This is a genomic window from Ningiella ruwaisensis (assembly GCF_004798935.1).
Classification (GTDB): domain Bacteria; phylum Pseudomonadota; class Gammaproteobacteria; order Enterobacterales; family Alteromonadaceae; genus Glaciecola; species Glaciecola ruwaisensis.
Map to the genome: position 1 here is coordinate 141,996 of NZ_RAHT01000007.1, position 24,715 is coordinate 166,710.

Sequence of the window (24,715 nt, forward strand, 5' to 3'; positions counted from 1 at the left end):
GAATTATCGCCGACAACCTAAATGAGCCAGTGTCAGTTAAGGAAAAATAGTGAACGTTGACGTAGTTTTAGAGCAACGCTTTTATCGATGTGCCAATCACCAGTATTGGACTGAAAATGCATTCCCGAATGCGTTTTGGCATCGTTATTTATCCGTTTTCCAGTCGGTGACAATCGTGGCTAGAGTTGCTTACATAGACCAACCCGATAAACAATGGCATAGGGTCGATAGCAATCGGGTATGCTTTCTAGAATTACCCATTTATATAGGGCCTCTCGGATTCATTGAAAATTTACCACGCATTGTGCGGCAACTTAAAACAAGGCGTCACGTAAAACGGGCTGTTGTGCTAAGGGTGCCCGGTATACTTTCGACAATGTATCAATTATTTGCGATGAAAAGCGGACAAACTTTTGCGGCAGAAATCGTGGGCGACCCTCAAGATACATTTTCTGCTAATGCTAGCAAACATCCGCTTCGCCCCTTTATTGCGTATTTTTTTACGCGCTTACTTAAAAATCAATGTGCTCAAGCAAGCGCTACGAGTTATGTGACTGAAAGAAGTCTGCAAGAACGCTACCCACATCACCCCGCAAGGTTTTCAACCCATTATTCATCAATTACGCTTTCAGAGGCTGATTATAAAAAGGTTGTTCGCTACCAAATTGATTCCCCCTTACGCATTGTGTGTATTGGTAATTTATCTCAACCGTACAAAGGGTGTGACGCGATGCTTAAGTGCATGGCAATCATCAACAAAAAAGAAACCGTCGCTAAGCTTTCTTGGATTGGAGGCGGCTCTTTGCAGAGTGAAATGCAGGCCCTGTCGGAAGAATTACACATAGCTGAGGCAGTAAACTTTATTGGCAATGTCGCCGCACGAGAAGATATTCGCTCACTGTTAGATGATGCTGACGTCTTTGTACTATGCTCGAGACAAGAGGGGCTTCCGCGTGTATTAATTGAAGCTATGGCGCGGTCTCGTTTGTGTATTGCAACTAATGTAGGCGGAGTCAAGGAGTTATTGGAGCCATCTTATATTATCGAACGAGACGACATCGACGCTTTGCGCGCTAAGTTACACTTCATACAAACTCTAAGCGAGGATGAGCGGATACAAGTTGCCAGACGCAATTATGAAAAAGCGAGGGAATACGATGACACTACGTTGCAAGCAAGACGCAATCAAATGTACCAAACAATTTATGAGCTAAGTCAATCATGAGTTGTCGTGCAACTAAGAACACAAGCATAAAGGTCTTGCATCTACTTAAAACCTCAATAGGTGCAAGTTGGGCATTGAGACAAACCAGAGAGTTGGTAAAACTCGGAGTTGAGGTTCATGTCGCATTGCCGGATGGGCCAATGGTTAAAAAATATGAAGATGCAGGTGTTATCACACACATCATTGACCCTGCATTGTCTATTCGCTCTTTTCGTAAAAATCAAGCGCGTGCAGCATCGCTACGCTCATTGGTAGATACCATTAAACCCGATTTGATCCATAGCCATTTTGTCGCAACGACGCTACTTATGCGTTGGGCATTACGGCATAAAAACATTCCTCGTATTTTCCATGTTCCAGGCCCCTTGCATCTAGAGCACCGTCTGTTCAGGCAGATCGATCTGCTTTCTGCAAAATATTGTTCACAAAAATCTGGTTCAGACTATTGGTTGGCATCATGTAAATGGACAAGAGATAAGTATCGCAGTGTGGGGATAAACCCAACTCGCGTTGGTTTGGCTTATTACGGTGTAAACGAAGAAGACTTTACTGCCTCTGCCCCCTCATCGTTTTCCATCAGAAAAGAACTCAACTGTGATGAGCAAACTTTTGTTATTGGTATGGTTGCTTATTTTTATAAGCCAAAGGCCTATTTAGGACAAACAAGAGGTCTAAAAGGTCATGAAGATCTTATTGATGCAATGGCCATCGTAACTCGCAAATATCCCAACGTTAAATGCGTTTTTGTGGGTGGACCGTGGGCGGACGCGCGTCAATACTTCAATAAAGTGGTCTCTTACGCTGAAAAGACTGCACCAGACGTGTGCTTCTTTACCGGATTCCGCTCTGATATACCTACAATTTACCCTCAGTTTGATTTGGCTGTGCATCCTTCTCACTCAGAGAATGTGGGAGGCGCAGTTGAGTCGATGTACGCTAAAACCCCCACCTTAGCAACCAACGTAGGCGGCTTTCCAGACCTCATTAAGCATAATGAAACAGGCCTGTTATCAGCCGCAAAAACCCCAGGCGAATTGGCAAATCGCATCTTATTTGCCATCGAGTACCGCGATAAATTAAAAGCCTTTGCAGATAAAGGCTTTCAACAAGTAAAGAAAGTCATGAATGTCGAAAACAACGCTCACGAGGTACTCAACTTTTACCAGCACATATTAAAAGACTTTGGGAATAAATCGATATGATCAAACGACTTATAGATATTTTCATTAGCTTCTTTGCACTGCTTATTCTTTCGCCACTCATCGTTCTTATCGTCATTTTGGTAAAAATCAACTTAGGTTCTCCTGTTTTGTTCACACAAAATCGACCAGGTAAAGACGGTGTTGTGTTTAAGCTGTTTAAATTACGGTCAATGACCAATTTGAAGGATGCAAAGGGACAACTGCTACCTGATGATCAAAGGTTAACTAACTTTGGTCGTTTTTTACGCAGCACGAGTTTAGACGAATTACCAAGCCTATTAAATGTGTTGAAAGGTGAAATGAGCTTGGTCGGTCCAAGGCCATTGCTTGTTGAGTATTTACCGTTATATACACCCTTTCAAAAACGCCGGCACGAACTGCGACCCGGTATTACGGGTTGGGCGCAAGTCAATGGTCGAAATAGTTTGTCATGGGAAGAAAAATTTAAGTTCGATGTTTGGTATGTCGATAACCAATCGATGAGACTGGATTTAAAGATTTTATGCATGACGGTATTTAAAGTAATTAAGCGTGCTGATATCAATGAGCGAGACACCGCCACAATGACTAAATTTACGAGCACACTAAATAGCGACATTGAGCAGAAGCAATGAGACGTACGTTATGCATCATAGGTGCTGGCGGACATGGCAAAGTGGCTGCTGAGACCGGACTTGAATCAGGTAAATACGATGAAATTATCTTTCTTGACAAACGAGTGGAGGTAGACAAGACACAAGCCAATCAGATGCTTGAACATTGGCCGATAGTCGGTACACCCGAGGAGTGTACAAAATTTTCATCACAAACAACGGATTACTTTGTTGCTATTGGGGTTAATGACACACGACGTAAGATTTTTAGTTTATTGAAGTCCTACAAGCTCAGTATTGTCAGCCTGATCCACCCTCGTGCTTACGTTAGTAAGCGCGCTGATGTGGGGATTGGGTCACTTATTTGTGCAAATGCATCTTTGATCGGATTTTCAAGCATTGGTCAAGGTTGCATTATCAATACTAATGCAAGTGTCGACCATGATTGTCAGCTAGGTGATTTCGTTCATGTGGCGCCGGGCGCTAATGTAGCAGGCGGAGTAACAATAGGTAGTGGTTGCTTGTTAGGCATAGGCTCAGCAGTACTACCAAATCTTACAGTGGGCGCAAATACAACGATTGCTGCTGGTGCGACGCTAATAAAGAGTACAGCGTCAAACTCCATCATGACAGGAACACCAGCAAAATCATTACGATGAACTACTTTATGGGAAACGCAGATGCTAAACGGACCTTTTACACCATGGCCATATTACTGTGATGAAGAAAAAAATGCAGTATTGGCAATTTTAGACTCTAATAGAGTCAATTATTGGACTGGTAACTCGGGTAGAGAGTTCGAAAAGGAATTTGCACGTTTTGCAGATAGTGAATACGCGGTTGCGGTGGCGAATGGCAGCGTTGCACTCGACTTAGCTTGGAAAGCGCTAGATATGCCACCCGGTTCAGAAATAATAGTCACTTCTCGAACGTTTTTGGCCTCTGTTTCTTCGATCGTCTTAGCGGGTTACGTGCCCGTTTTTGCAGATATTTCTCGAGACTCACAAAACATTACTTACGATACAGTGAAACAATGTATCACCGAAAAAACTGCCTGTATTTTGTGTGTTCACCTGGCAGGTTGGCCTTGCGAAATGGACGACTTACTGAAGCTAGCAAAAGAACATCACCTTTATGTAGTAGAAGACTGCGCGCAGGCGCATGGTGCAAAATACAAAGGACGATCAGTAGGCAGCATTGGTGACATAGGCGCTTGGTCTTTTTGCCAAGATAAAATCATATCTACCGCAGGTGAAGGCGGTATGGTAACAACAAATAACAAATCCTATTGGGAAAAGATTTGGTCGTACAAAGATCATGGCAAATCTTATTCTGCTGTCTATGAACAATCGCATCCGCCTGGATTTAGATGGTTGCATGAGTCGTTTGGCACGAATTGGCGCATGACTGAGATACAATCAGCAGTTGGCCGTGTTCAACTTCAAAAAATGCATACTTGGATATCAAAACGCACGCATTACGCTGAAGCAATATTTGACGTTGCACGAAATTTTTCGGGGATCCGGGTTCCTGAAATACCTGATTACATAGAGCATTCGTTTTATAAATGTTACGTCTTTGTTGAGCCTGAATGCCTACAGAGAGGCTGGGATCGCGATAGGATAATGGATGAAATTAACCAGCGCGGAGTGCCTTGTTTTTCGGGATCTTGCTCAGAGGTATATTTAGAGAAAGCGTTTGAAAATACAACGTACAGACCGAAAAATCGTCTTCCTGTAGCAAAAGAGCTGGGAGAGACTTCGCTTATGTTTTTGGTTCACCCTACCCTGACTGAAGAGGAAATTGAGAAAACCTGTATTGTAATCAAAGAAGTCTTTTCTGAGGCATGTCAGCAATGAACCTTACAAAAAGATTATTTTTACTCTCGAGTTTTAAAAAATTATGCTTAAGTCTTTTATGGGACTCTTTCGCAATCATCACATCCCTCTTGCTCTCCTACGTTATCCGCTTGGGCGTTGAAGGTCTTGATTTCAAGAAAGAACAATGGTGGTTATCTTTATTAGTGGCAGGATTCATTATTGGCATTTTATGGTTAGATGGATACTATCGCCAAGTTGTTCGTCACATAGGGCATAGAGAGACCTATAAGGTATCAGCGATACTCCTGGCAGCAAGTCTGTTTTTGTTAATTGTCAATTTAATTGAGCTTGCATTTATACCGGCTAGTGTACCCTTTATATTTTGGGGCCTTGCTTTTTTATCATTAACGGTGCCTCGCTATTTATTACAACTGCGTCTTCAATCGCAAAGTTATAGAAACAGAGAAAAATGCATCATTTTTGGCGCAGCCGAAACAGGAAGAGCACTAGCGCTCGGGCTGCTTGAAGGAAGAGATCTGGTGCCTGTCGCTTTTATCGATGATAAAAGCCAATACCATAAGCAAGAAATTGCAGGAATACCGGTTAAAAAACGAGAAGATATTCCACATATAATCGAAAGCCATGGCGTCACAAAACTTCTATTTGCCGTCAACAATAGTTCGATTGAACGGCGTAAACAATTACTGAGTGCCTTAGAGCCTTATGCAATTGAAATTTTAAGTGTCCCCAATATTGCAGACATACTTTCTGGCAAGCATAAAGTTGATGAACTGCATGAAATTAAAATAGATGAACTACTTGGTCGAGAGCCAGTACCTCCGATTGTTGAACTGCTTGAGAAAAATATATTTGAGAAGAATGTTTTGGTCAGTGGTGCAGGCGGTTCAATTGGTAGCGAACTATGCCGGCAAATTGCTCGTGGAAAACCAAATAAGTTAATCCTATTTGAAGTGTCAGAATACAACCTATATAGCATTGAAAATGAGTTAAAAAATAATTTTCCAGATCTACAAATAGTGCCCGTGCTTTCTACCATCTTAGACATCTACACGCTGCACGACACGATTAAACAACACAAGGTACAAACTATCTATCACGCTGCTGCATATAAACATGTGCCAATGATAGAAGCCAATCCAATTATTGGTATTCGAAATAATGCTTTTGGCACTGCAAATATTGCGCAAGTTGCCTCGGAGTGCGCAGTAGAAAAATTTGTGCTGATATCTACAGACAAAGCCGTCAGACCCACAAATATCATGGGAGCAACGAAGCGACTTGCTGAATTATATATACAAGGGATAGCGGAACTCAGTCCTAAAACCGAATACGCGATCGTGCGGTTTGGGAACGTACTTGGCTCTTCAGGCTCAGTCGTTCCTTTGTTCAAGTCGCAAATTGAGCGCGGCGGGCCTATAACAGTCACTCATCCGAACATTACGCGATATTTTATGACAATTCCCGAAGCGGCACAGTTAGTCATTCAAGCCGGTGCCATGGGCAAGCAAGGCGAAGTGTTTGTGTTAGACATGGGTGAACCTGTTAAAATTATTGATTTAGCGTTAAAAATGGCCCATCTAATGGGTAGGACAATCATCTCAGACACTAATCCGGATGGAGATATCGAAATCGTATTTAGTGGCTTACGGCCGGGTGAGAAACTGTATGAAGAATTGCTATTAAATGACTGTGATGTCAAAACACAACATCCGAGGATCGTGGCCGCAGATGAGACGAAAATTCCATTTGATGACGTGCTAAGTCTCTTGGCTGAAATGAATATATTACTGTTAGAAAACAACATAGAACGTTCAATTGAATTATTAAAAGAAGCCCCCCTTGCGTACGCTCCTTCGATACATGTAAGGAGTGCGATAAAAAATTCAGATATCCACGAGATAGCCGATATCAACAATGATCCTGTGCAATCAAATGGCGTAAAAGTCGCTTGATTTGTGCGGTGAGGATTTGTTTGCGATCAGTTGACAAAAATTAATGGTACGGTTTTGAATATGAGAAAGACGCTTTCATACTTTTTAATTAGTATTTATTTATGCATTGCTTCAACAAGCGGTTATGCAAATCAAAATGAGTTTGTAATCGGTGTTGGCGATACCTTAGCCATAAGTGTATACAACGAACCCGACCTTTTTGTAAACACTAAGGTAGATAGCTCTGGTTTGATAAAAATGCCATTGTTAGGAGATTTAAACGTAGCGGGAAAAACAGCTAAAACAATAAGTAAAGAGCTTGAAGCTATGTTTGCTGATGGGTACTTGGTCAACCCAAATGTGTCTGTGACAGTAGAGTCCTTTCGTCCCTTTTATATAAGAGGGGAAGTTACCCGGCCAGGTGCTTATGAAACTAGTTTTGGAATGACGGTTGAACAAGCATTTACTATTGCAGGTGGCCTCACTGACAGAGCATCGAGTCATAATTGGCTAATACTCAGAGAAGGACAAAATGAACGTATCAAAGCCAATAAAGACACTTTCGTGATGCCAGGCGATACGGTTGAAATAGGCCAGAGCTTTTTTTAAGGGCATCTCAACACGTTTTTTCCAAGCCCTTCAGACTGATACGCCACCTGAATACCAACAAAATAACACCATTTCTGAACAATTTGAGCTTTAACTGCTCTTTTACCACTATCGTGCTAATTAACGTTGAAGCGACTCTGTTCTCAAGAGTCGCTTTTGTATAATCAACACGCGAGTGGTCATCATTATCGCTGCACTACTTAAACCTACGATAAAGCCAATCCAAAAGCCTTTTGCCGACATGGCAGGAACCAGGTGGTCAGTCAGGCCCAAAATAATGCCAGTGGGAAAGCCAATAAACCAATAGCAGAAAATACTGATGATCAGCATGGCTTTTGTATCTTTATACCCTCTGAGCGCGTTAGCAGAAACCACCTGGATGGCATCCGAAAACTGAAAAATGGCGGCAAAGGTTAATAGCATGCTGGCATATTCGATAACGGCCTGTTCAGTGGAGTAAAGACTGGCAATCGCATCACTGCCTAACAGTGTGATTGTTGCGGTGAAGGTCACCGTGCTCACTGCAAGCGTTAGTGCCGACTTATACGCAACTTGAGCAATTGGTGTGCGCTGCTCACCAATTAAATAACCGATGCGAATAGCGACAGATAGGCCTATGCTCATGGGGATCATGAAAATCAGCGACGAAAAGTTCAGTGCTACCTGGTGAGATGCGACGGTAAGTGCACCAAGTGGCGCCAAAAGAATAGCAACTGCTGCAAAAAGACTCACTTCGGCCAAAAAAGTAAAGGCTATAGGAATGCCCTGCTTCGCCACAGCAAGTATCATGGAAGTGTCTGGCTTGATCCAGGCAAAGTACAGCTTATAGGCTTGAAGTGAGGGAGCAAATACCGTGTAGCAATAGGTCGCAATAGCCATCACGTATAAAACCAGCATGGTAGCAAGCCCACTGCCTGCTCCGCCCATTTCAGGCAAACCAAATTTACCGTAAATAAAGGCATAATTAGCCGGTATATTGACCAGTAAACCAATGAGCATGATAACCATGGTTGGCCGTGTTTTGGATAAACCCTCACAGTAATTACGCAAGGTTTGATAGACCGCAAATGCAGGTGCTGCTAACAGCACATAAGTCACATATTCGAGCGTTTCTCGCCGCATCATGGTATCCATATCCAGCAAATCGAGAACACTGGGCATAACAAAAATGCCCAACATCACTAGCAGTGCCAGTGATAACGACAAGTACAGCGTTTGCCAAACAGGATGAGACACTTGATGAGGCGTTTTCGCGCCATCAAAGCGAGCCACAATCGGCGACAATGCCAAACAGATCCCCTGCATAAAAATAAGAATAGGAAAGACCAGACTGTGCCCTACTGCCACTGCCGCCATATCTAATGAATCGTAACGTCCTGCCATTATCGTGTCGGCAACGCCCATCGCGGTTTGCATCAACTGTGCAAGTAATAAGGGCCATGCGATAGTACAAAGCGCTTTAAATTCGCGAGAAAAGTCCTGCATGTTTGTCACATGTGTCCTTGTAACACGTATTTTAAGGCATCAAAACAAGCAGCGCGTATCATTTTGAAGCAACTTTGCTGGAATGCTGGACGGCCTGATTAAGTTTGTTTAACTCCTCAGCGCTTAGTTCACGATATTGACCTGCCTTTAAACTTCCCAAGCTAATATGCATAATGCGTTTTCTAACGAGCTTGGTGACCTCAAAACCCAAGTATTCACACATTCTTCGGATTTGCCGATTCAAGCCTTGAGTCAGCACGATGTCAAAACTGGTTTTGCCAATTTGCGTTACCTTGCAAGGTAAGGTAACTGTATCAAGAATTGGGACGCCACTTGACATGCGCTTGATAAAGCGCGGCGTGATAGGCTTATTAACATTAACGCGATATTGTTTTTCATGTGCATTCTCCGCCCGCAAGATTTTATTCACAATATCACCGTCATTAGTCAAAAGAATGAGGCCTTCCGAAGGTTTATCCAAGCGCCCTATGGGGAAAATACGCTGCTTGAAATTGACTGCATCAACAATGTTGCCTTTGACTTTACGCTCTGTGGTACAGATAACGCCGACCGGCTTATGATAGGCCAGATAGACGCGGTCGCTTTTGTTTTGCGGTACAGCCCTTACGGGTTTTTTATCAACCGATACGATATCGTCTTCGCCAATTTTGGTGCCCAATTCAGGTGCTTTGCCATTTACAAGGACCCGACCTTGCTCGATTAATTTGTCGGCTTCCCGGCGTGAGCAAAATCCGGTATCGCTGATGTATTTATTCAGTCGTTTAAGCATTTAACCTGCTTTTGTTTGTTTTTATGCGCTATTTTTTTAAGAGCGCTTTAATGCCGTCGGTTATACCCTCTAGTGTAAGCGGATACATCCTGTTTTTCATGATGTCTTTCATTATTTGAATGGACGCGTGGTAATGCCAATAGGCTTTAGGCTGTGGATTTAACCAGATACAGTATTCAAAATGGTTGAGCATACGTTGCATCCATACACTGCCCGGCTCTTCATTCCAGTGCTCTACGCTGCCGCCCGGATAGGTTATCTCGTACGGGCCCATAGTTGCATCGCCAACAAAAATCACTTTATAGTCACTGCCGTACTTATGCAGAATTTGCCATACCTCTGTATCGCCGTATCCTCTGCGCTGGTTATCCTGCCACACGTTTTCGTACAGGCAATTGTGAAAGTAAAAAAACTCAATATGTTTAAACTCAGTGTGAGCGGCAGAAAATAACTCTTCACATAATTTTATATGCGCGTCCATTGAGCCACCAACGTCAAAAAAGAGCAAGAGCTTAATTGCGTTTCGTCGCTCTGGCGCCATTTTAATATCAAGGTAGCCTGCATTTTTAGCCGTAGAAGCGATGGTATCTGCTACGTCTAGCGTGTCTGATGCGCCGGTGCGGGCAAATTTTCTAAGGCGTCTTAAGGCTACTTTTATGTTACGCGTACCCAATTCAACATCCGAAGATAAGTTTTTGAACTGACGCTTATCCCACACTTTCGCCGCTGAGAAATTCCTGTTTTTATCCTGCCCGATGCGCACACCTTCAGGATTGTATCCATACGCGCCAAATGGCGAAGTCCCGCCCGTACCAATCCACTTATTTCCCCCCTGATGTCGCTCCTTTTGTTCTTTCAAACGCTCTTGCAAGGTTTCCATCAGTTTGTCTAAGCCGCCTAGCGATTCAATCTTTTTCTTTTCTTCATCGCTCAATATTTTTTCGAGCTCTTTACGCAACCACTCTTGAGGAATGCTTTCATCAAACAAGTTGACTTGCTGAACCCCTTTGAAGTATTCGGCAAAGGCTCTATCAAATTTGTCATATTGACTTTCGTCTTTGATTAATAACGCGCGCGAAAGATAATAAAACTCATCCATATCCGCATATACCACCTCATTTTTAAGGGCAGCCATTAAATCCAGATATTCGGTTATGCTGGTTTTAACTTTGTGCTTGCGAAGGGTAAAAAAGAATTGCGTCAACATGACTAATTAGCGCTTCTGCGAGCCATAAACATCAACTTTTCAAACAGATGAATATCCTGTTCATTTTTGAGTAAAGCGCCGTAAAGCGGTGGCAACGCGTTTTTTGCGTCTTTATCTGCAATCGCCTCAGGTGGAATATCATCTGCGACGAGTAATTTAAGCCAGTCAATTAACTCCGACGTGGATGGCTTCTTTTTCAATCCATTAATTTCTCGAAGCTGAAAAAATGATCGTAGTGCGGCATCGAGCAGCGACTTTTTCAAGTTAGGGAAATGCACATCGACAATTTGCTTCATTTCATCTTCGCCAGGAAACTGAATATAGTGAAAAAAGCAGCGGCGCAAAAACGCATCAGGGAGTTCTTTTTCGTTGTTAGAGGTAATGATCACAATCGGACGTTGCCTGGCTACCACTCGCTCTTGCGTTTCATACACAAAAAACTCCATTTTATCGAGCTCAAGCAGCAAATCATTGGGGAACTCTATATCCGCCTTGTCTATTTCATCAATCAACAGAACGGGACGTTTTTCAGCGGTAAATGCTTCCCAGAGCTTTCCTTTCACTATGTAGTTGCTGATATCTTTTACCCGTTCATCACCGAGTTGAGAGTCGCGCAAACGCGAAACTGCATCATATTCATACAGACCTTGCTGCGCTTTTGTTGTAGATTTGATGTGCCATTGAAGTAGATGGGTATCGAGTGCGATTGCTAACTCTTCGGCCAGCATGGTTTTTCCTGTACCTGGTTCACCTTTGATCAATAATGGTTTTTCAAGCGTGATTGCTGCATTAACAGCGAGTTGAAGCTCTTTACTTGCAATGTAATTTTTAGTTCCGGTAAATGCCATGCCACTCTCTTTCATTCCGATAAGTTACTTAATTGTAAATAGACCCAGGATATGCCCTAATAAGATATATCAAAAAAGCACTTTGTTTTTTTGCCTTTTCCGTAATAATGCTTAGATAAGTAGGGTCTACTGGTTTACGAATGTGACGTCCGTATGATGAACATCTCGTATGATAGTAGACTTACGATTAACACAACACTAAAGTTTATCAATATCCATTGATAAAACATAACGATAATAGGATGCTGCAAGATGACTGTATTTGACGACGCCTCACTTTCCATCGGAAATACTCCACTAGTAAAGCTTAACCGCGTGGTTTCGGGCAATGTATATGCAAAAATTGAAAGCCGCAACCCAAGTTTTAGCGTCAAATGTCGTATCGGCGCTAATATGATTTGGGACGCCGAAAAAAGAGGCATATTAACCAAAGATAAAGAAATTATTGAAGCGACTAGCGGGAATACCGGCATTGCTTTAGCCTTTGTTGCAGCATCTCGAGGGTATAAAATCACGCTGACTATGCCTGCAAGCATGTCACTTGAGCGTCGCAAACTCTTAAAGGCGCTTGGCGCGAATCTAGTATTAACTGAACCGCCTAAAGGCATGAAAGGCGCTGTAGGTAAAGTGCAGGAGTTGATGGACGCAAACCCTGGCAAGTATGTTCCTATGCATCAATTTGAAAACCCTGCCAACCCTGAAATTCATGAAAAAACCACCGGTCCCGAAATTTGGGATGCCACCAATGGCGAAATTGATGCGTTTGTTGTGGGTGTAGGCACAGGCGGTACCTTAACGGGGACATCTCGTTACATCAAACATACCAAAGGTAAAGCCATAACAACCGTAGCCGTTGAACCAGAAGATTCACCCGTTATAACACAAGCTTTAGCCGGTGAAGATTTGACCCCTGCTCCTCACAAAATTCAAGGTATTGGCGCTGGCTTTATTCCGGGCAACCTCGATTTAAGTCTCATAGACGAAGTGGAGCGCGTTAGTAATGAAGAATGCTTTGAAATGTGCCGTCGCTTGATGAAAGAAGAAGGGATTTTGGCCGGTATATCTTCAGGTGCAGCCGTTGTTGCCGCAAAACGCTATGCAGAGCGTCCTGAGAACAAAGATAAAACCATTGTGGTATTACTTGCTTCAGGCACAGAGCGTTATTTAAGTAGCCCGCTTTTTGCCGGAGAGTTCTCAGAGCTTGAAGAAGTACAATAACTTCGATTTGCCAAAATAAAACAGTGCTTATGAAAGCTCAAAACGCTAGCCGTTTTGAGCTTTTTTATTATCTACACCCTCGATATACAGCCACTAATGAGCACCAAATCGAATTCTCACGCCTGCATTCACAATAAAACCGTCATTTCTGGACCAGATATCAGTTGTCCATTGCCCATCAGCTGAGCGCATTGGCAAGACAAGCGGGTTTTCTTTTGTCTGGCGAATATTCAACAAGTTCTCAAAGTTAATAAACCAACTGAATTGACCAAAGGTTTTTTCGCCTAACAAGCCTAAATGCCAGTATGCTTTGCTTTTATCCCGATAAGGATTATTTTCAAGGCGCTGTGTACCCGTGTAATAAGCTTCAAATCCGACCCTGAATTCACCATGCCTTTCCCACATTGCAACAAAGCCGGCAGAGTGTTTTGGACTAAGCTTGATCTCCTGTCGTTGACCGAGCGTTTCATCATATTCAGTCGCATCTAAAAACAAATAACTGGCTGTGACTTTAAAGTCTTGGTACTTATATCTCAGTAACAACTCGCTACCATGAATGCGCGACTCTCCCTGAGCGTTTATAAGGCGGACGCGATCAAAGCTTGCTTGATCATTGACAGAAACATCAGAAGAAAATGCTTCGAGTTTGGTGACCCCTTCAATGTTTGATGCAAAAAAACTTAAATGCGTCTCTAGCTTGTCAAACTGATAGCTAAAATCAAGCGAAGCTGTATCGGCCTCTTCAGCTTGCAAGCCCATCAGTGGTGCAAGCCGAGATAAACCTGCTGCCTCTATTTCTTCAACAAAAGGGGTGGGAGCGAAATACCCTTGCCCATAAGAAGCTCGTATTGCCAAATCATGCGGACTGTATAAGAGCGACACGCGAGGGCTAAATTGAGAGCCATATTCACTATGATCATCGAAGCGGGCACTAAGCGATGCAGAAACATCGTCAAACAGGGCATAGTCTGTTTGACCGAAAATACCCGGAACATCGTAGCGATAGTTAAACGCAGGGTAGACTTCAGACTCAAAACGCTCTGACTGCATCGCTACTCCCAGTATCCATTGCATCTTGTCGGTATAGCCCGATACAGAGCTTTCAAGCAAATAACTCTCATGCTCATCTTTATCATTTGCTTCTCCAAATTGCTTTTCATGTTGCTGAAGCATTGCAGAAGCACGGGCATTCCAACTTAAATTTTCAGTTAGCGCACCAGATGCGATTAGCCCCGTGTCGAACCTCTCACTGTCCTGATTTTGCTGAAAGGCACTACCTGCTGGAGTCACTGCGCCATCTAATGCTCCACCGCGACGATTCTCTCGCATTACGCCGGCCGTTACATAAACATTCGTTCCATTATCACCTTCCCAAAAGAGGCGAGGACGCGCAGTGTAGCGTTCATATCCTGCCATATCTATCCAGCCATCGTCGTCGAAGTCTTGAACAGCTTGATGATGGGCCCCTGCTGTAATCGAAGCCCCAGTAGTATCAGAAAGCGGCGAAGCAAAATAGGTCGTAAAATCCTGTCCATCTTCCGTGGTAGCGTTAACAAGCACTTCACCTTCTGCATCATCAGAAGGTTTGCGTGATATCAGATTAATTACTCCCCCCATGGCCGAACCACCATATAAAGAGGATGCAGACCCTTTGATAATTTCTACTCTTGCCAGGTCGGTCGGCGGGATTTGCAATAGCCCAATAGATGCAGCCTGCCCGCCATAAAGCGGTAGACCGTCATTCAACAATTGCGTATATCGGCCATATAAACCCTGCAAGCGAATATTGGCACTGCCGAGCGCCGGAGAGGTAGTTTGCACTCGAACGCCGCCTGTTTCGGCCACTAACATCGAAATATTTCCCGGTCGCATCATGGCCTTTTCTTGCAGCTCTTCGCTATTAATTACCTCTACACGAACAGGCTCATCGCTGACATTGCGTCCGCTTCGAGTAGACTCAACCCGTATGGTCTCTACACCGTGTTCATGCTCGTGTTCATGCTCATGTTCGTGCTCATGTTCATCGCTCGCTTCGTGTTCATGCTCATGTGTATTTTCTTTGAGCTCAGGCGCTTTTTCAGGCTGATTTGCACAAACGGGAGTAAAATAAAATAAAAGTAAAACAAAAATCGCTATTGCACGCAAAATAAAAATCACCCTCTATATTACTAAAGCCATTATTTAGGCGCGTAGCCTAGCATATTCATAGTAAAACCTGAGAATTTTCATGCACAGAAAAATCAGAAGATTTTATCGCCTTTTTTTCACCTTCTTATGCCTTTCATTATTTGACTTCTTCCTAATTTTTTCTAAAACTAAAACTTATACTTTTACCTGCCCTGTCGATACCTTATTTAAGAAGAGGTATTGCCATTTATGAAACAATTTTTTTTACTGCTTTTAGGCGGCATTTTTTTAAGTGCATGCACAAGTGATGAAGACGAAGCCATATCAGCTGGGCGTTATGGCATGATGAGCACAGAAACACCACAATACGCGGCAGTTATTTTTGTGCGTTCTATTTATAATGATAAAACACTCGACCGAGCGATTAATAACTCTACCGAACACTTCGGCAAAATCATTCGAAATCATCACACCCCTAAAAATGTCCAACGGCATGTTCTAAACCTTCGCCTCGACAGCATGAATGTTGAGCCGATGGCAGGTGGCACATTAATTTACTCAGACCAAATCAAAGAAGCTGAAGTGGAAGTGAAGATTACCGGTGAATTTAACCGAGAACCAAAAGTGGATTTAAAAACGATTTCCATGGTGCGTGAGTCGGGGAAGTGGTTGGTTTCAGATGTGCGTAACACTATTCCTTAGTCGCTTACTTCCTGAGAAATAAGTCACAGAAGCAATAAGTTACAGAAGAAACAAGAGTCGCTTTATAACACAAAGCGGCTCTTGTATTTCGATTACTCACTCACCCGAGGCTAAGCCTTCCCTTCTTGGATCAGCGCCACCAATAAGCGTATCAGTTTCAGTGTCAATTTGAATACCATGAATGCCACTATTTAAATCAATGATACGAACATCATGGCCAAGCTCAGTCAACGGGGCTTCAAGTGGTTCAAGACCGCTGCCTTTTTCAAGCGCGGTATAGTCATTGCGATTTGTGAATCGCGCAAAGCTAATCGCCTCCTGAATATCCATATTATAATCCAATACGTTAACAATGGCTTGCGCCACGTAATTAATGATGCGACTGCCGCCTGGTGAACCGATTACCAGACTTAACTCACCCGCTTCATCAAAAATCATAGTAGGTGACATGCTGCTGCGAGGGCGTTTACCAGGTTGTGCTCTGTTAAGAACCAATTGTCCGTCTTTTTCAGGGCTTAATGAAAAGTCGGTAAGCTGATTGTTAAGCATAAAACCTTCAACCATGATCCCAGAGCCGAACATAAACTCGATACTTGTCGTCATTGAGACCGCGTTTCCTTTTGCATCAACTATCGCAATGTGGCTGGTTGAATTAAGTTCGTATGCATCGTCTTTAGCTGGCGTTAGCGCATACGCTTTGTAGGGCTCACCCGGCATGGCTTGTGAAAAGCTTTTATCCAAACCTATAAGGCTTTGTCGTGCCTTAAGATAATCGTCAGCCACCAAAGGCTGTGCAGATAGTCCTAAATAGTCTAGATCGGCCAAATAAACGGAGCGATCAGCAAAAGCCAATGCACTGGCCTGACTAAACAGATGCACAAATTCAAGGCTGTCTGGTTCATATTTGCTAAGTTCGAATTGCGAGAGCCCATGAAGAATTTGATAAACACTTACTCCGCCTGAGCTTGGTGGCGCCATTCCACAAACTGTATGGGTACGATACCCATTGCACATGGGTAATCGTTCGATTGCCTGATAATTTCTCAAGTCGGAAGTACTCATCATCCCGGGATTAGTGGGCGCCAAACGCACCGCTTCAGCAATTTTTTCGGCCAGGGGACCTGAATAAAAATAATCAGCGCCCTGCTTTGCTATTTCTTTCAAGGTGCTGGCTAAGGCCGGATTCTTACGAATTTGCCCTGCTTTTAAAAATTCGCCATTGGGTTTAAAGTACTGAGATGTTTGCGCAAACTCATTTACGGCAGGATGTAAGTCTCGTGCCAGAAGGCCTGCAAGCCGAGGCGATACTTCAAACCCGTTTTCAGCCAGCGCAATGGTATCAGCAAACAAACTTGCCCATTTTAGTTTTCCATGCTTTTGGTGCGCTAAATCCAAAGCCTTTAATACGCCCGGTACACCTACAGATTTACCGCCAACCACCGATTCGCGCCATGACATCACCTCACCATTTTTGAAAAAGACATCTGGCGTAATATTTTTTGGCGCAACTTCCCGCCCGTCGTAAGTATGAAGCTGTTTGCTTTCGTTATCCCAGTAAAGAATAAATGCGCCACCACCAATACCAGACGACTGAGGCTCAACGAGCGTTAACATCGCCTGAACGGCAATGGCTGCGTCAATAGCACTTCCACCTTGCTTAAGTACCTTAACACCGGCCTTAGTTGCATGAGGGTTAGCCGCCGACACCATGAAGTTATCGGCACGAGCTGCTTTCTTTTGGTAACGTCCTGTTGCTGCCTCAGGCTCTCTATCTTCCCACACCTGCTGCTGTGCATTAACTGTGGTGATACTTACACAAAATGACAAAGAAACCGACAGCAACACTGAGCTAAAGCAAGCAGTTAGGCTCTGATTTAAAGAAGATTTTTTAAAATCTGTTAACGTTGGCAAAAAGGTTAACGATTTTTTAGTCATAGTTATATTCCTTGCATATTAGCTGTCATATTATTATGTATAGTTCGATTTTTGAAATTACCTTGAATACTTGAGTAACCTAAACTCAAGGCTTGATAGCACACATTCATGTGCCCGGCAAAACATCTTTATGAGGTAAAAATACAACGCTATTTAAACTTTTTCATATCAATTGGGCGCTTTTCTAAAAAGGCAGAAAAGGCTTCTTTAGCAGCTTCACTCTGCATCGCCTTAACAAACCACTTTAACTCCTCGTCAATATGCGCTTTGATATCTGCCTTGTTGTACTTTAACAATGCTTTGGTTTGCCGTAAGGCTTCACTCGGTTTAGCGGTCAGTTTTGCCAGTAAATCTGCAGTTGCATCGCCTAGCTCGTCTGAATAGATACCATTGATAAGCCCACATTTAAGTGCTTTTTGTGCATCAAATACTTCACCAAGCATTAGTAATTCAGAAGCCAATAAATGACCACCAATTCGCGGAATGATGTAACTGGATGCATACTCTGGCACTAAGCCCAGATTGATAAACGGCATAGCAAATTTTGTATTTTCATGTGCTAGCACAAAGTCACAGTGCAACAGCAGTGTTGTTCCAATACCAATTGCCAGCCCTTCTACTTTTGCAACCACCGGAATTGGACAATTCAACAATGCCAGCATAAAACGATAGGTTTCATTAACCTCACTTTTGTCACTTGCCTGAACAAACTCACTTACATCATTACCCGACGTAAAACAGCCACCGCTACCTTTAATTAAAACGGCTTTTACGTCGCTATCTGGTGCATTTTCTAATGCAATTGCCATATCCTCATACATTTGAGGTACAAGTGCATTTTTCTTTTCAGAACGGTTGATACTGATTATAAGGATTTGATCTACAACTTGAGTATTTATCATGCTTGCCTTTAAACGCTTACAGTTGGAAAAAATTAAGGTAAAGTGTAGCGATATGCTAACCAAAAGACACGTTTATTCTTTTCGTTATTGTTTTCTTAATATGCTAATTTAACCAGTGACCAAGATCCCAAATACATCAAAGCATCAAGTCAAGCAAAGAATATTGCCGTCTCGTCTACCTCATCGTTCATGCGCGGCAAATTACGCGACATTTGCGGTGGCTGTTGCGCTTGGCGCTTTGTGTATCGTGCTTTTTTATTTAAGTCATTTTTTCAATGTACTGAACATTGAGCAACTTGCGCTACGCGCTGACGCTATTACCAACGGCAGATACTATCAATTAGTCACGGCGCATTTTATCCATACCAATTCCTGGCACTTGCTGTTAAACATGGGTGGACTGGCTATCACCTATTTATTGTTTTATGAGCACTTACGGCTCGTGCGCACTTTATTTGCTATTGCCTTTTGCACAGTGGGCCTGTCTATATGCTTGCTTGCTTTTACCGATATTACTTGGTATGCAGGTTTGTCGGGAACCCTCCACGGACTGTTTACCTTTGCACTGGTATTTGATCTGCAATCAAGGCGAGTATCAAGCTATGCACTTGCGGGTATCGGTCTCGCAAAGCTTTTTTATGAGCAGATGGGAGGCTCTACAGCCGATACCGCAGCATTAATTGACGTTAATGTAGCCGTCGATGGGCATTTGTATGGCGCGATTTGTGGGTTTATTGCGGGGCTTATTATATCCGCCTCGGTGTCTATCCAAACCAATCAATTCAATCGCAGGAAATGATTCTTACAAAGCTTTGGCTATTTTTTCAACTAAGTGCAGCAAAGCAAAAATATAGTGAAGCGAGTAAATTCTGTCATTTTCAAAATCGAAATTCGCCAAAAGTGAGTATGACTGTTAAGACTTTAAATGTTTCTGGTTTATTTCCTTAACGTTCATTATTGTATTGTTAATTGCTGTATTGTTTATTAGTTAAGTTAGGGCCGCTTGATAAAGGAAAACTCATGCAACGTTTATATCTCATCTGCGCCAGTACGCTATTTGTTATTGTTTCGTTATTTTACACAAACGTTTCAACGGCAGGCCTCGCTCAACAAAAATACTGCCAAGACGATGCATGCAAGGCTGAAATGCGCAACCTCACAGAACTTGCTCGAAATGGAAGCGGTCGAGCTGCTGCTTTTGTTGCAATGGCCTACGCCTCAGGTGACGGATTAGAGCTGAATCATGAAAAAGCCGAGCATTTTGTAAAATCGGGCGTTCGTTTTCGAGATCCGGTGGCTACGTACCTAATGGCCGACTGGTTAAACAGCGGCTTTGTATTAGAACAAGATATCGAAGAGTCTCAGCGCTTATTATCCCGCGCTGTTGATTATGCTTACGCACCAGCAATGTATCAGAAAGCCCTGCAAGCTCTTAATTCAGAGCAAACAGGAAACTTGTCTGGCGCCATAGCTTTGCTTGAAAAAGCTGCTGAGCAAAAGCATATGGACTCCATGTTTTTATTGGCAAGGCTTAAGCAAAGCGGCACGGTTACTGAACAAGACTTAAGTGGCGCTGGAAAGTTATACAAAGCCTTAGTGATGGCGCGTCATCCAAAAGCAAAAGATTATTTAGTACAAGTAATAGAAGAGCTAGACAGCAAAGATCTAAATAGAGACCTAGTTGCTGATTTGAAAAGCGTTGAAGATATTGAAGTGATTGAAGTAGAAGGCCAAAAAATTGAACTAGCAAACATGCTAGATGGCCTTGTGGAGGATTTGAACGAAAGCGGAAAATTTAATCGAAATTCAGTTGGCAGCAGAATACGTGGAGTGAGCTGTGCAGAAAGCGGGTTATGCGCGTCTAAGTCACCAAGTGACGATCCTCAGGCAAGTAGCGTAACTGAATTAATGAGCGGAGCGAAATCGAGCAGATAGTAAGTCTATTTGAGATTTTGGTTAATCTCGTCTAATGTGACACTAGTCTTGTGCTCTTATGGATGCCTATGCACAACCGTAAATTGTCAAACCTCGGGAAAAGCTTCTTATTATTTTTATTTGTGTTGATTATATTGTTAGTCAGCAAGGCTTCATTTGCGCTATCACCGAATACTAGCGAATTGCGCTCACTCATTGCAGAAAAACTACCTGAGAACGAGCCTGGTTGTTCAGTGGGTGTTTTTGAAAAAGGCGAAATTCTGCTCCAGCAAGGATTTGGCCTGGCCAATGCAGAGCTCAATGTACCAATGTCAGCTAACAATGTGCATAGGATGGCCTCAGTATCAAAACAGTTTGTTGCGATGGCGGTTTTGCTTTTGGCGGATGAAGGTAAAATCAATCTCTTTGACGACATTCGAAAATATGTGAAAGACTTACCCGACTACCAATTTCCAGTGACAATCAATAGTATTATTGGACATACCGCTGGCATGGGCGACTATGATCTCATATCGACTTACGGCATCGAAAACGACGATGATAAACCTTCCAATTCCCTTAATCTTAAAGCCGTTTCAGGTCATCCGTTTCGAATTGGTAATGAAGACTATTTAAGCGTTGCTGAGTTTCACGATATCGTTAAAACGCTACCACTTACGCATCAGCCAGATACCAAATGGCAATATAGCAACATGGGGTACGTGCTGTTGGCAATTTTAATTGAAGAAGTTACTGGCAAAACCTTAAGAGAATTTAGTCATGAGAAAATATTCACACCTCTTGGCATGAAAGATACTTTCTTTGCAGATGATCCCAACGAACTGGTCACAAATCGTGCTTACGGTTATATCAAAAATTCAGATGGCGAATACGAGAACAATATGACCAATTTGTTTTGGGTGGGTGACGGTGGATTGCATACAACAATAGCGGATATGTATATCTGGGATTCGCAGTTTTATTCACCTGTTCTTGGAAAGGAACCTCACTCTCTCATGCAGTCCTTTATGCAAAAAAACACGGAGTTGCCTGTACCCAACGAGCGCGATCAAAAAATCTTTTATGCCAATGGGCAATTTATTACCAATAGCGAATACGGCCAGCGGGTTTATCATTCAGGCGGATGGCTAGGGGCTATGATTTTATATGAACGTTATCCGGAACACGAGTTCTCCAGTATTATTATGTGTAGCAACGTATCTGCTGATCGTAGCATCAATACAATAATCAAAAACTGGTTTTTTGAAGACTGATTAGGGCGTGTTGGTAAATATTTAAAAATTTTGATGGATTGATGAGTAGAATGTACTCAACACACTACACGATAGAGCCACTATGCCGCTATTAGAGCGCGAGCAAGCGCTTAGCCAACTGTCTAACATTGCTCAAGATCTGCAAAGGTCTGGGAAAGTTGTTCTATTAAGTGGCGAGGCCGGAGTTGGCAAAACATCCCTTCTGGAACAGATGCGGTATCGCTTATCTAGTGACATTAAAACGGTATGGAGCGGTTGCGATCCGCTGTTTACACCAAGACCATTTTCTCCCCTGCATGACCTGAGTCATGTTATTTTAGGAAAATGGAGTGAATTACTCGAAAGCACAGCTAATAATAAACAAATAAATGCATTATCAAGCAAGTTAGCTCACGCCTTATATGAGGAGCTTGAAAAACTCGAATCACCTATGATTATTGTGATTGAGGATTTACATTGGGCTGATCATGCCACATTAGACTTACTTAAGTTTCTGGTAAGAAGAATTGCATTTATGCCTTGTTTGCTGTGCTTGAGTTATCGAGACGAAGCCATTACGTCCGAACATCCATTTCGTACTTTGCTTAATCTTTTCCCCTCTGCCCACACTAAACGAATATTGCTAGAGCCTTTAAGCCTCAAAAGCGTTGAAGAATTAGCGCAAAGCAGCGGTCATGATGCCAAAAATTTGTATCAGGTCACGGCTGGCAATCCGTTCTTTGTCACCGAAATTCTGGCAAATACCGACACAAGTCCAAACAGCATCCCCTCTTCGGTTTGCGACGCCATTGTTGAACGCGTCAGTCATTTATCCTGTAAAGAACAAGCTTTTATTCAAACGCTGAGCCTTATTCCCTACGCCGCGCCACTGGCTTTGTTAGATCATCTTTTCGAAAATCAGGCACAGCGCCTGTCAACTGCCTGTATTGAGCGAAAAATTCTGCAGTTTGACAGTAAAGGGGATCTTCGATTTGTGCACGAGCTAGCTCGATTAGCGACGCTAGAAAAACTCTCCTTACACCAACAAAAAGCGTTGCATAAAAAAATACTATCGAGTCTAGAAGATTTAAAGCTTTTAGATAATTTAGCCTGGCTTACGCATCATGCAGAAGGCGCGAAAGATGCAACAAGTATGCTTAAGTACGCTAATTTGGCCGCAGCCAATGCCGCAAGCTTAGGTGCTCATAAAGAAGCCGCCTCTTACTATGAAAAAGCGCTGCGATTTGTTGAATATGCTGACACGCAACTTGCGGCGGAATTATATGAAAACTGGGCGTACGAAACAGGTCTTACCAAGCATTTGAACGAAAGTGTAATACAGGCAAGACGCAGTGCAATCACATTATGGCGGGCTTTAAATCGTATCGATAAAATTGGCGAAAACTTGCGCTATTTATCGCGTTTGTATTGGTATCAAGGTAAAGCAGAACGTGCTGAGCATTACGCTAACGAGGCTATACAAACCTTTGAACAACTTCCTGCCGGAAGCGAACTGGCAATGGCGTATTCAATGCGCTCTCAGCTCGATATGCTCAATGAACGCACCGAAGAGGCCATACTATGGGGGAATAAGGCCCTTGAATTGGAAAGACGCTTTAGGCAACCCTTAGTCAAAGTACATGCGCTCACAAACATAGGCACTGCACTTTTAATGACAGGCGATGTTAAGGGAGAAGCTTTAATTCAAGAGAGTTTACAACTCGCTAAACAGCATGCTATGCACGAGGAGGCAGCACGGGTCTACACGAATTATGCCGACTACAGTGTGCGCTTTAAACGCTTGGCACTTGCCGAAAGTATTATCACTCAAGGCATTCAGTATGATGTGTCTCACGATCTCAGCGCATGGACATATTATCTGGTAGGAATTCAGGCACAGCTTCGTCTTGAAGAAGGTCGTATAGTGGATGCACAAACCATTGCGGCAGGTGTTCAAGAACTCGAAAACCAAACCATGTTGATGAAATTGCCCGCGCTCATTGTATTAGCAAGAGCAAGGTCTCGTTTAGCGAGTGCCGATGCTGAAAAATTACTTATACAAGCGCATAATAATGCAATGGCAATTGATGAACCTCAGTATTTTATTCCCACTCGACTGGCAATTATTGAGTGGGCATGGCTGAACCAGCAGCACGAGTATGCGGCACAATACATCAAAGACTTATTCAAATTAGCACCTTCAATTATGAATAGTTGGCAACTTGGAGAGCTGCTGGCATGGGCATATTTCATGGGATTGGATATACCAGAAGGCTTTGAAGAAAATAATTTACGCAAAAACCTCCCTGCTGCCTATCAAGCGGAACTGGCAGACGATGCAGAGCTTGCTTTTGACCGCTGGCAGTCTTTGGGCATGCCTTTTAATGCTGCACTGGCATTGCTTAAAGGGCTTATTCGCCAAACTTTAGTACCCAATGCCGAGATCTGCATGCGTTTATCTGCACTGCTTAACAGTATGCATGCTAAAGCGGGATTAATACGCTTAAAACAGCATGCACAGTTCAAGGATTACTATCATTTATTACCAAAAGAAAAACGAGGTCCTTACGCAAAAAGCAGGCAACACCCTATTGGACTGACTGCAAAAGAACAGGCTGTTTTAAAACTTATTGTCGCAGGCAATTCCAACCAGGAAATTGCCAATGCCTTGTCACGCTCTCAACGCACCATTGAAAACCACGTTTCATCAATCCTCGCTAAGATGCAGGTAGAAAATCGCGTGGAGGTTATGCTTCGAGTGCAAAATGAACCTTGGCTTAATTCAGACTAGCGCTTCCGCTGTGTTCCTTATAGAGGTTCCCGCTTTCGCGGGAATGACGAAGTTGGTGTGGGAACTCCCCTCGTCATCACCGCGCAAGCTTTGATCTCATGGGTTTCCCGCTTTCGCGGGAATGACGAAGTTGGTGTGGGAA

The 24,715-nt window shown here is 43.1% G+C and carries 20 protein-coding genes; 13 read left to right on the forward strand and 7 right to left on the reverse strand.

Features of this window, described 5'->3' with window-relative positions:
- Window positions 1-49 precede the first annotated feature (49 nt).
- Genes D6V41_RS14765 through D6V41_RS14795 form a run of 7 tightly spaced genes read left to right on the forward strand, consistent with a single transcriptional unit; the run spans window position 50 to window position 7,401 of the window.
- Window positions 50-1,225: a glycosyltransferase gene (locus D6V41_RS14765; RefSeq protein ID WP_136252306.1), complete on the forward strand. Its 1,176-nt coding sequence runs from the start codon at window positions 50-52 to the stop codon at window positions 1,223-1,225.
- Window positions 1,222-2,427, forward strand: coding sequence for a glycosyltransferase family 4 protein (locus tag D6V41_RS14770; protein ID WP_136252307.1), 1,206 nt, complete (start codon window positions 1,222-1,224; stop codon window positions 2,425-2,427). Before D6V41_RS14765 ends, D6V41_RS14770 begins: the two co-directional genes overlap by 4 nt.
- Window positions 2,424-3,041: a sugar transferase gene (locus tag D6V41_RS14775; protein WP_136252308.1), complete on the forward strand. Its 618-nt coding sequence runs from the start codon at window positions 2,424-2,426 to the stop codon at window positions 3,039-3,041. Before D6V41_RS14770 ends, D6V41_RS14775 begins: the two co-directional genes overlap by 4 nt.
- Window positions 3,038-3,679 (forward strand): acetyltransferase, encoded by a 642-nt coding sequence (locus tag D6V41_RS14780; RefSeq protein WP_136252309.1) that lies wholly within the window; start codon window positions 3,038-3,040, stop codon window positions 3,677-3,679. Before D6V41_RS14775 ends, D6V41_RS14780 begins: the two co-directional genes overlap by 4 nt.
- A gap of 21 nt (window positions 3,680-3,700) precedes the next feature.
- Complete coding sequence (locus D6V41_RS14785) at window positions 3,701-4,879, forward strand: DegT/DnrJ/EryC1/StrS family aminotransferase (protein WP_136252310.1); 1,179 nt, start codon at window positions 3,701-3,703, stop codon at window positions 4,877-4,879.
- A complete protein-coding gene (locus D6V41_RS14790) occupies window positions 4,876-6,813 on the forward strand; it encodes a polysaccharide biosynthesis protein (protein ID WP_136252311.1) in 1,938 nt (645 codons plus the stop codon). The genes D6V41_RS14785 and D6V41_RS14790 overlap by 4 nt, the downstream gene beginning before the upstream one ends.
- A gap of 60 nt (window positions 6,814-6,873) precedes the next feature.
- Window positions 6,874-7,401, forward strand: coding sequence for a polysaccharide biosynthesis/export family protein (locus tag D6V41_RS14795; protein WP_136252312.1), 528 nt, complete (start codon window positions 6,874-6,876; stop codon window positions 7,399-7,401).
- Window positions 7,402-7,521: 120 nt separating this feature from the next.
- Here D6V41_RS14795 and D6V41_RS14800 read toward each other — a convergent pair whose 3' ends face one another.
- Genes D6V41_RS14800 through D6V41_RS14815 form a run of 4 tightly spaced genes read right to left on the reverse strand, consistent with a single transcriptional unit; the run spans window position 7,522 to window position 11,731 of the window.
- Window positions 7,522-8,886 carry an MATE family efflux transporter gene (locus tag D6V41_RS14800; RefSeq protein ID WP_136252377.1) on the reverse strand — a complete coding sequence of 455 codons (1,365 nt, stop codon included), beginning with the start codon at window positions 8,884-8,886 and terminating at the stop codon, window positions 7,522-7,524.
- Between the two features lie 58 nt (window positions 8,887-8,944).
- Window positions 8,945-9,676: a pseudouridine synthase gene (locus D6V41_RS14805; RefSeq protein ID WP_136252313.1), complete on the reverse strand. Its 732-nt coding sequence runs from the start codon at window positions 9,674-9,676 to the stop codon at window positions 8,945-8,947.
- Window positions 9,677-9,704: 28 nt separating this feature from the next.
- Window positions 9,705-10,883, reverse strand: coding sequence for a vWA domain-containing protein (locus D6V41_RS14810; RefSeq protein ID WP_136252314.1), 1,179 nt, complete (start codon window positions 10,881-10,883; stop codon window positions 9,705-9,707).
- A gap of 2 nt (window positions 10,884-10,885) precedes the next feature.
- A complete protein-coding gene (locus tag D6V41_RS14815; protein WP_136252315.1) occupies window positions 10,886-11,731 on the reverse strand; it encodes an AAA family ATPase in 846 nt (281 codons plus the stop codon).
- Window positions 11,732-11,983: 252 nt separating this feature from the next.
- Here D6V41_RS14815 and cysK point away from each other — a divergent pair, with 252 nt between their 5' ends.
- On the forward strand, window positions 11,984-12,949 hold the full coding sequence (cysK, locus tag D6V41_RS14820) for a cysteine synthase A (RefSeq protein ID WP_136252316.1): 966 nt from the start codon (window positions 11,984-11,986) through the stop codon (window positions 12,947-12,949).
- A 93-nt stretch (window positions 12,950-13,042) separates the two neighbouring features.
- Here cysK and D6V41_RS14825 read toward each other — a convergent pair whose 3' ends face one another.
- Window positions 13,043-15,085 carry a TonB-dependent receptor plug domain-containing protein gene (locus D6V41_RS14825; protein ID WP_421907815.1) on the reverse strand — a complete coding sequence of 681 codons (2,043 nt, stop codon included), beginning with the start codon at window positions 15,083-15,085 and terminating at the stop codon, window positions 13,043-13,045.
- A 240-nt stretch (window positions 15,086-15,325) separates the two neighbouring features.
- Here D6V41_RS14825 and D6V41_RS14830 point away from each other — a divergent pair, with 240 nt between their 5' ends.
- On the forward strand, window positions 15,326-15,778 hold the full coding sequence (locus D6V41_RS14830; RefSeq protein WP_136252318.1) for a hypothetical protein: 453 nt from the start codon (window positions 15,326-15,328) through the stop codon (window positions 15,776-15,778).
- Between the two features lie 96 nt (window positions 15,779-15,874).
- Here D6V41_RS14830 and ggt read toward each other — a convergent pair whose 3' ends face one another.
- Both ggt and D6V41_RS14840 read right to left on the reverse strand, forming a co-directional pair.
- Entirely contained in the window at window positions 15,875-17,713 is a 1,839-nt protein-coding gene (ggt, locus tag D6V41_RS14835; protein ID WP_136252319.1) for a gamma-glutamyltransferase, read from the reverse strand.
- A 149-nt stretch (window positions 17,714-17,862) separates the two neighbouring features.
- Window positions 17,863-18,615, reverse strand: coding sequence for an enoyl-CoA hydratase (locus tag D6V41_RS14840; RefSeq protein WP_136252320.1), 753 nt, complete (start codon window positions 18,613-18,615; stop codon window positions 17,863-17,865).
- A 163-nt stretch (window positions 18,616-18,778) separates the two neighbouring features.
- On the opposite strand from D6V41_RS14840, the gene rrtA reads away from it, so the two are divergent.
- The 4 genes from rrtA to D6V41_RS14860 all read left to right on the forward strand — a co-directional run bounded on the left by rrtA (window position 18,779) and on the right by D6V41_RS14860 (window position 24,573).
- Window positions 18,779-19,414, forward strand: a complete 636-nt coding sequence (gene rrtA, locus D6V41_RS14845) for a rhombosortase (protein WP_168711053.1) — start codon at window positions 18,779-18,781, stop codon at window positions 19,412-19,414.
- Between the two features lie 221 nt (window positions 19,415-19,635).
- Complete coding sequence (locus tag D6V41_RS14850) at window positions 19,636-20,550, forward strand: tetratricopeptide repeat protein (protein ID WP_206663267.1); 915 nt, start codon at window positions 19,636-19,638, stop codon at window positions 20,548-20,550.
- Window positions 20,551-20,618: 68 nt separating this feature from the next.
- Window positions 20,619-21,803: a serine hydrolase domain-containing protein gene (locus D6V41_RS14855; RefSeq protein ID WP_136252322.1), complete on the forward strand. Its 1,185-nt coding sequence runs from the start codon at window positions 20,619-20,621 to the stop codon at window positions 21,801-21,803.
- Window positions 21,804-21,885: 82 nt separating this feature from the next.
- Complete coding sequence (locus D6V41_RS14860; RefSeq protein ID WP_136252323.1) at window positions 21,886-24,573, forward strand: helix-turn-helix transcriptional regulator; 2,688 nt, start codon at window positions 21,886-21,888, stop codon at window positions 24,571-24,573.
- The last annotated feature ends 142 nt before the right edge of the window (window positions 24,574-24,715 follow it).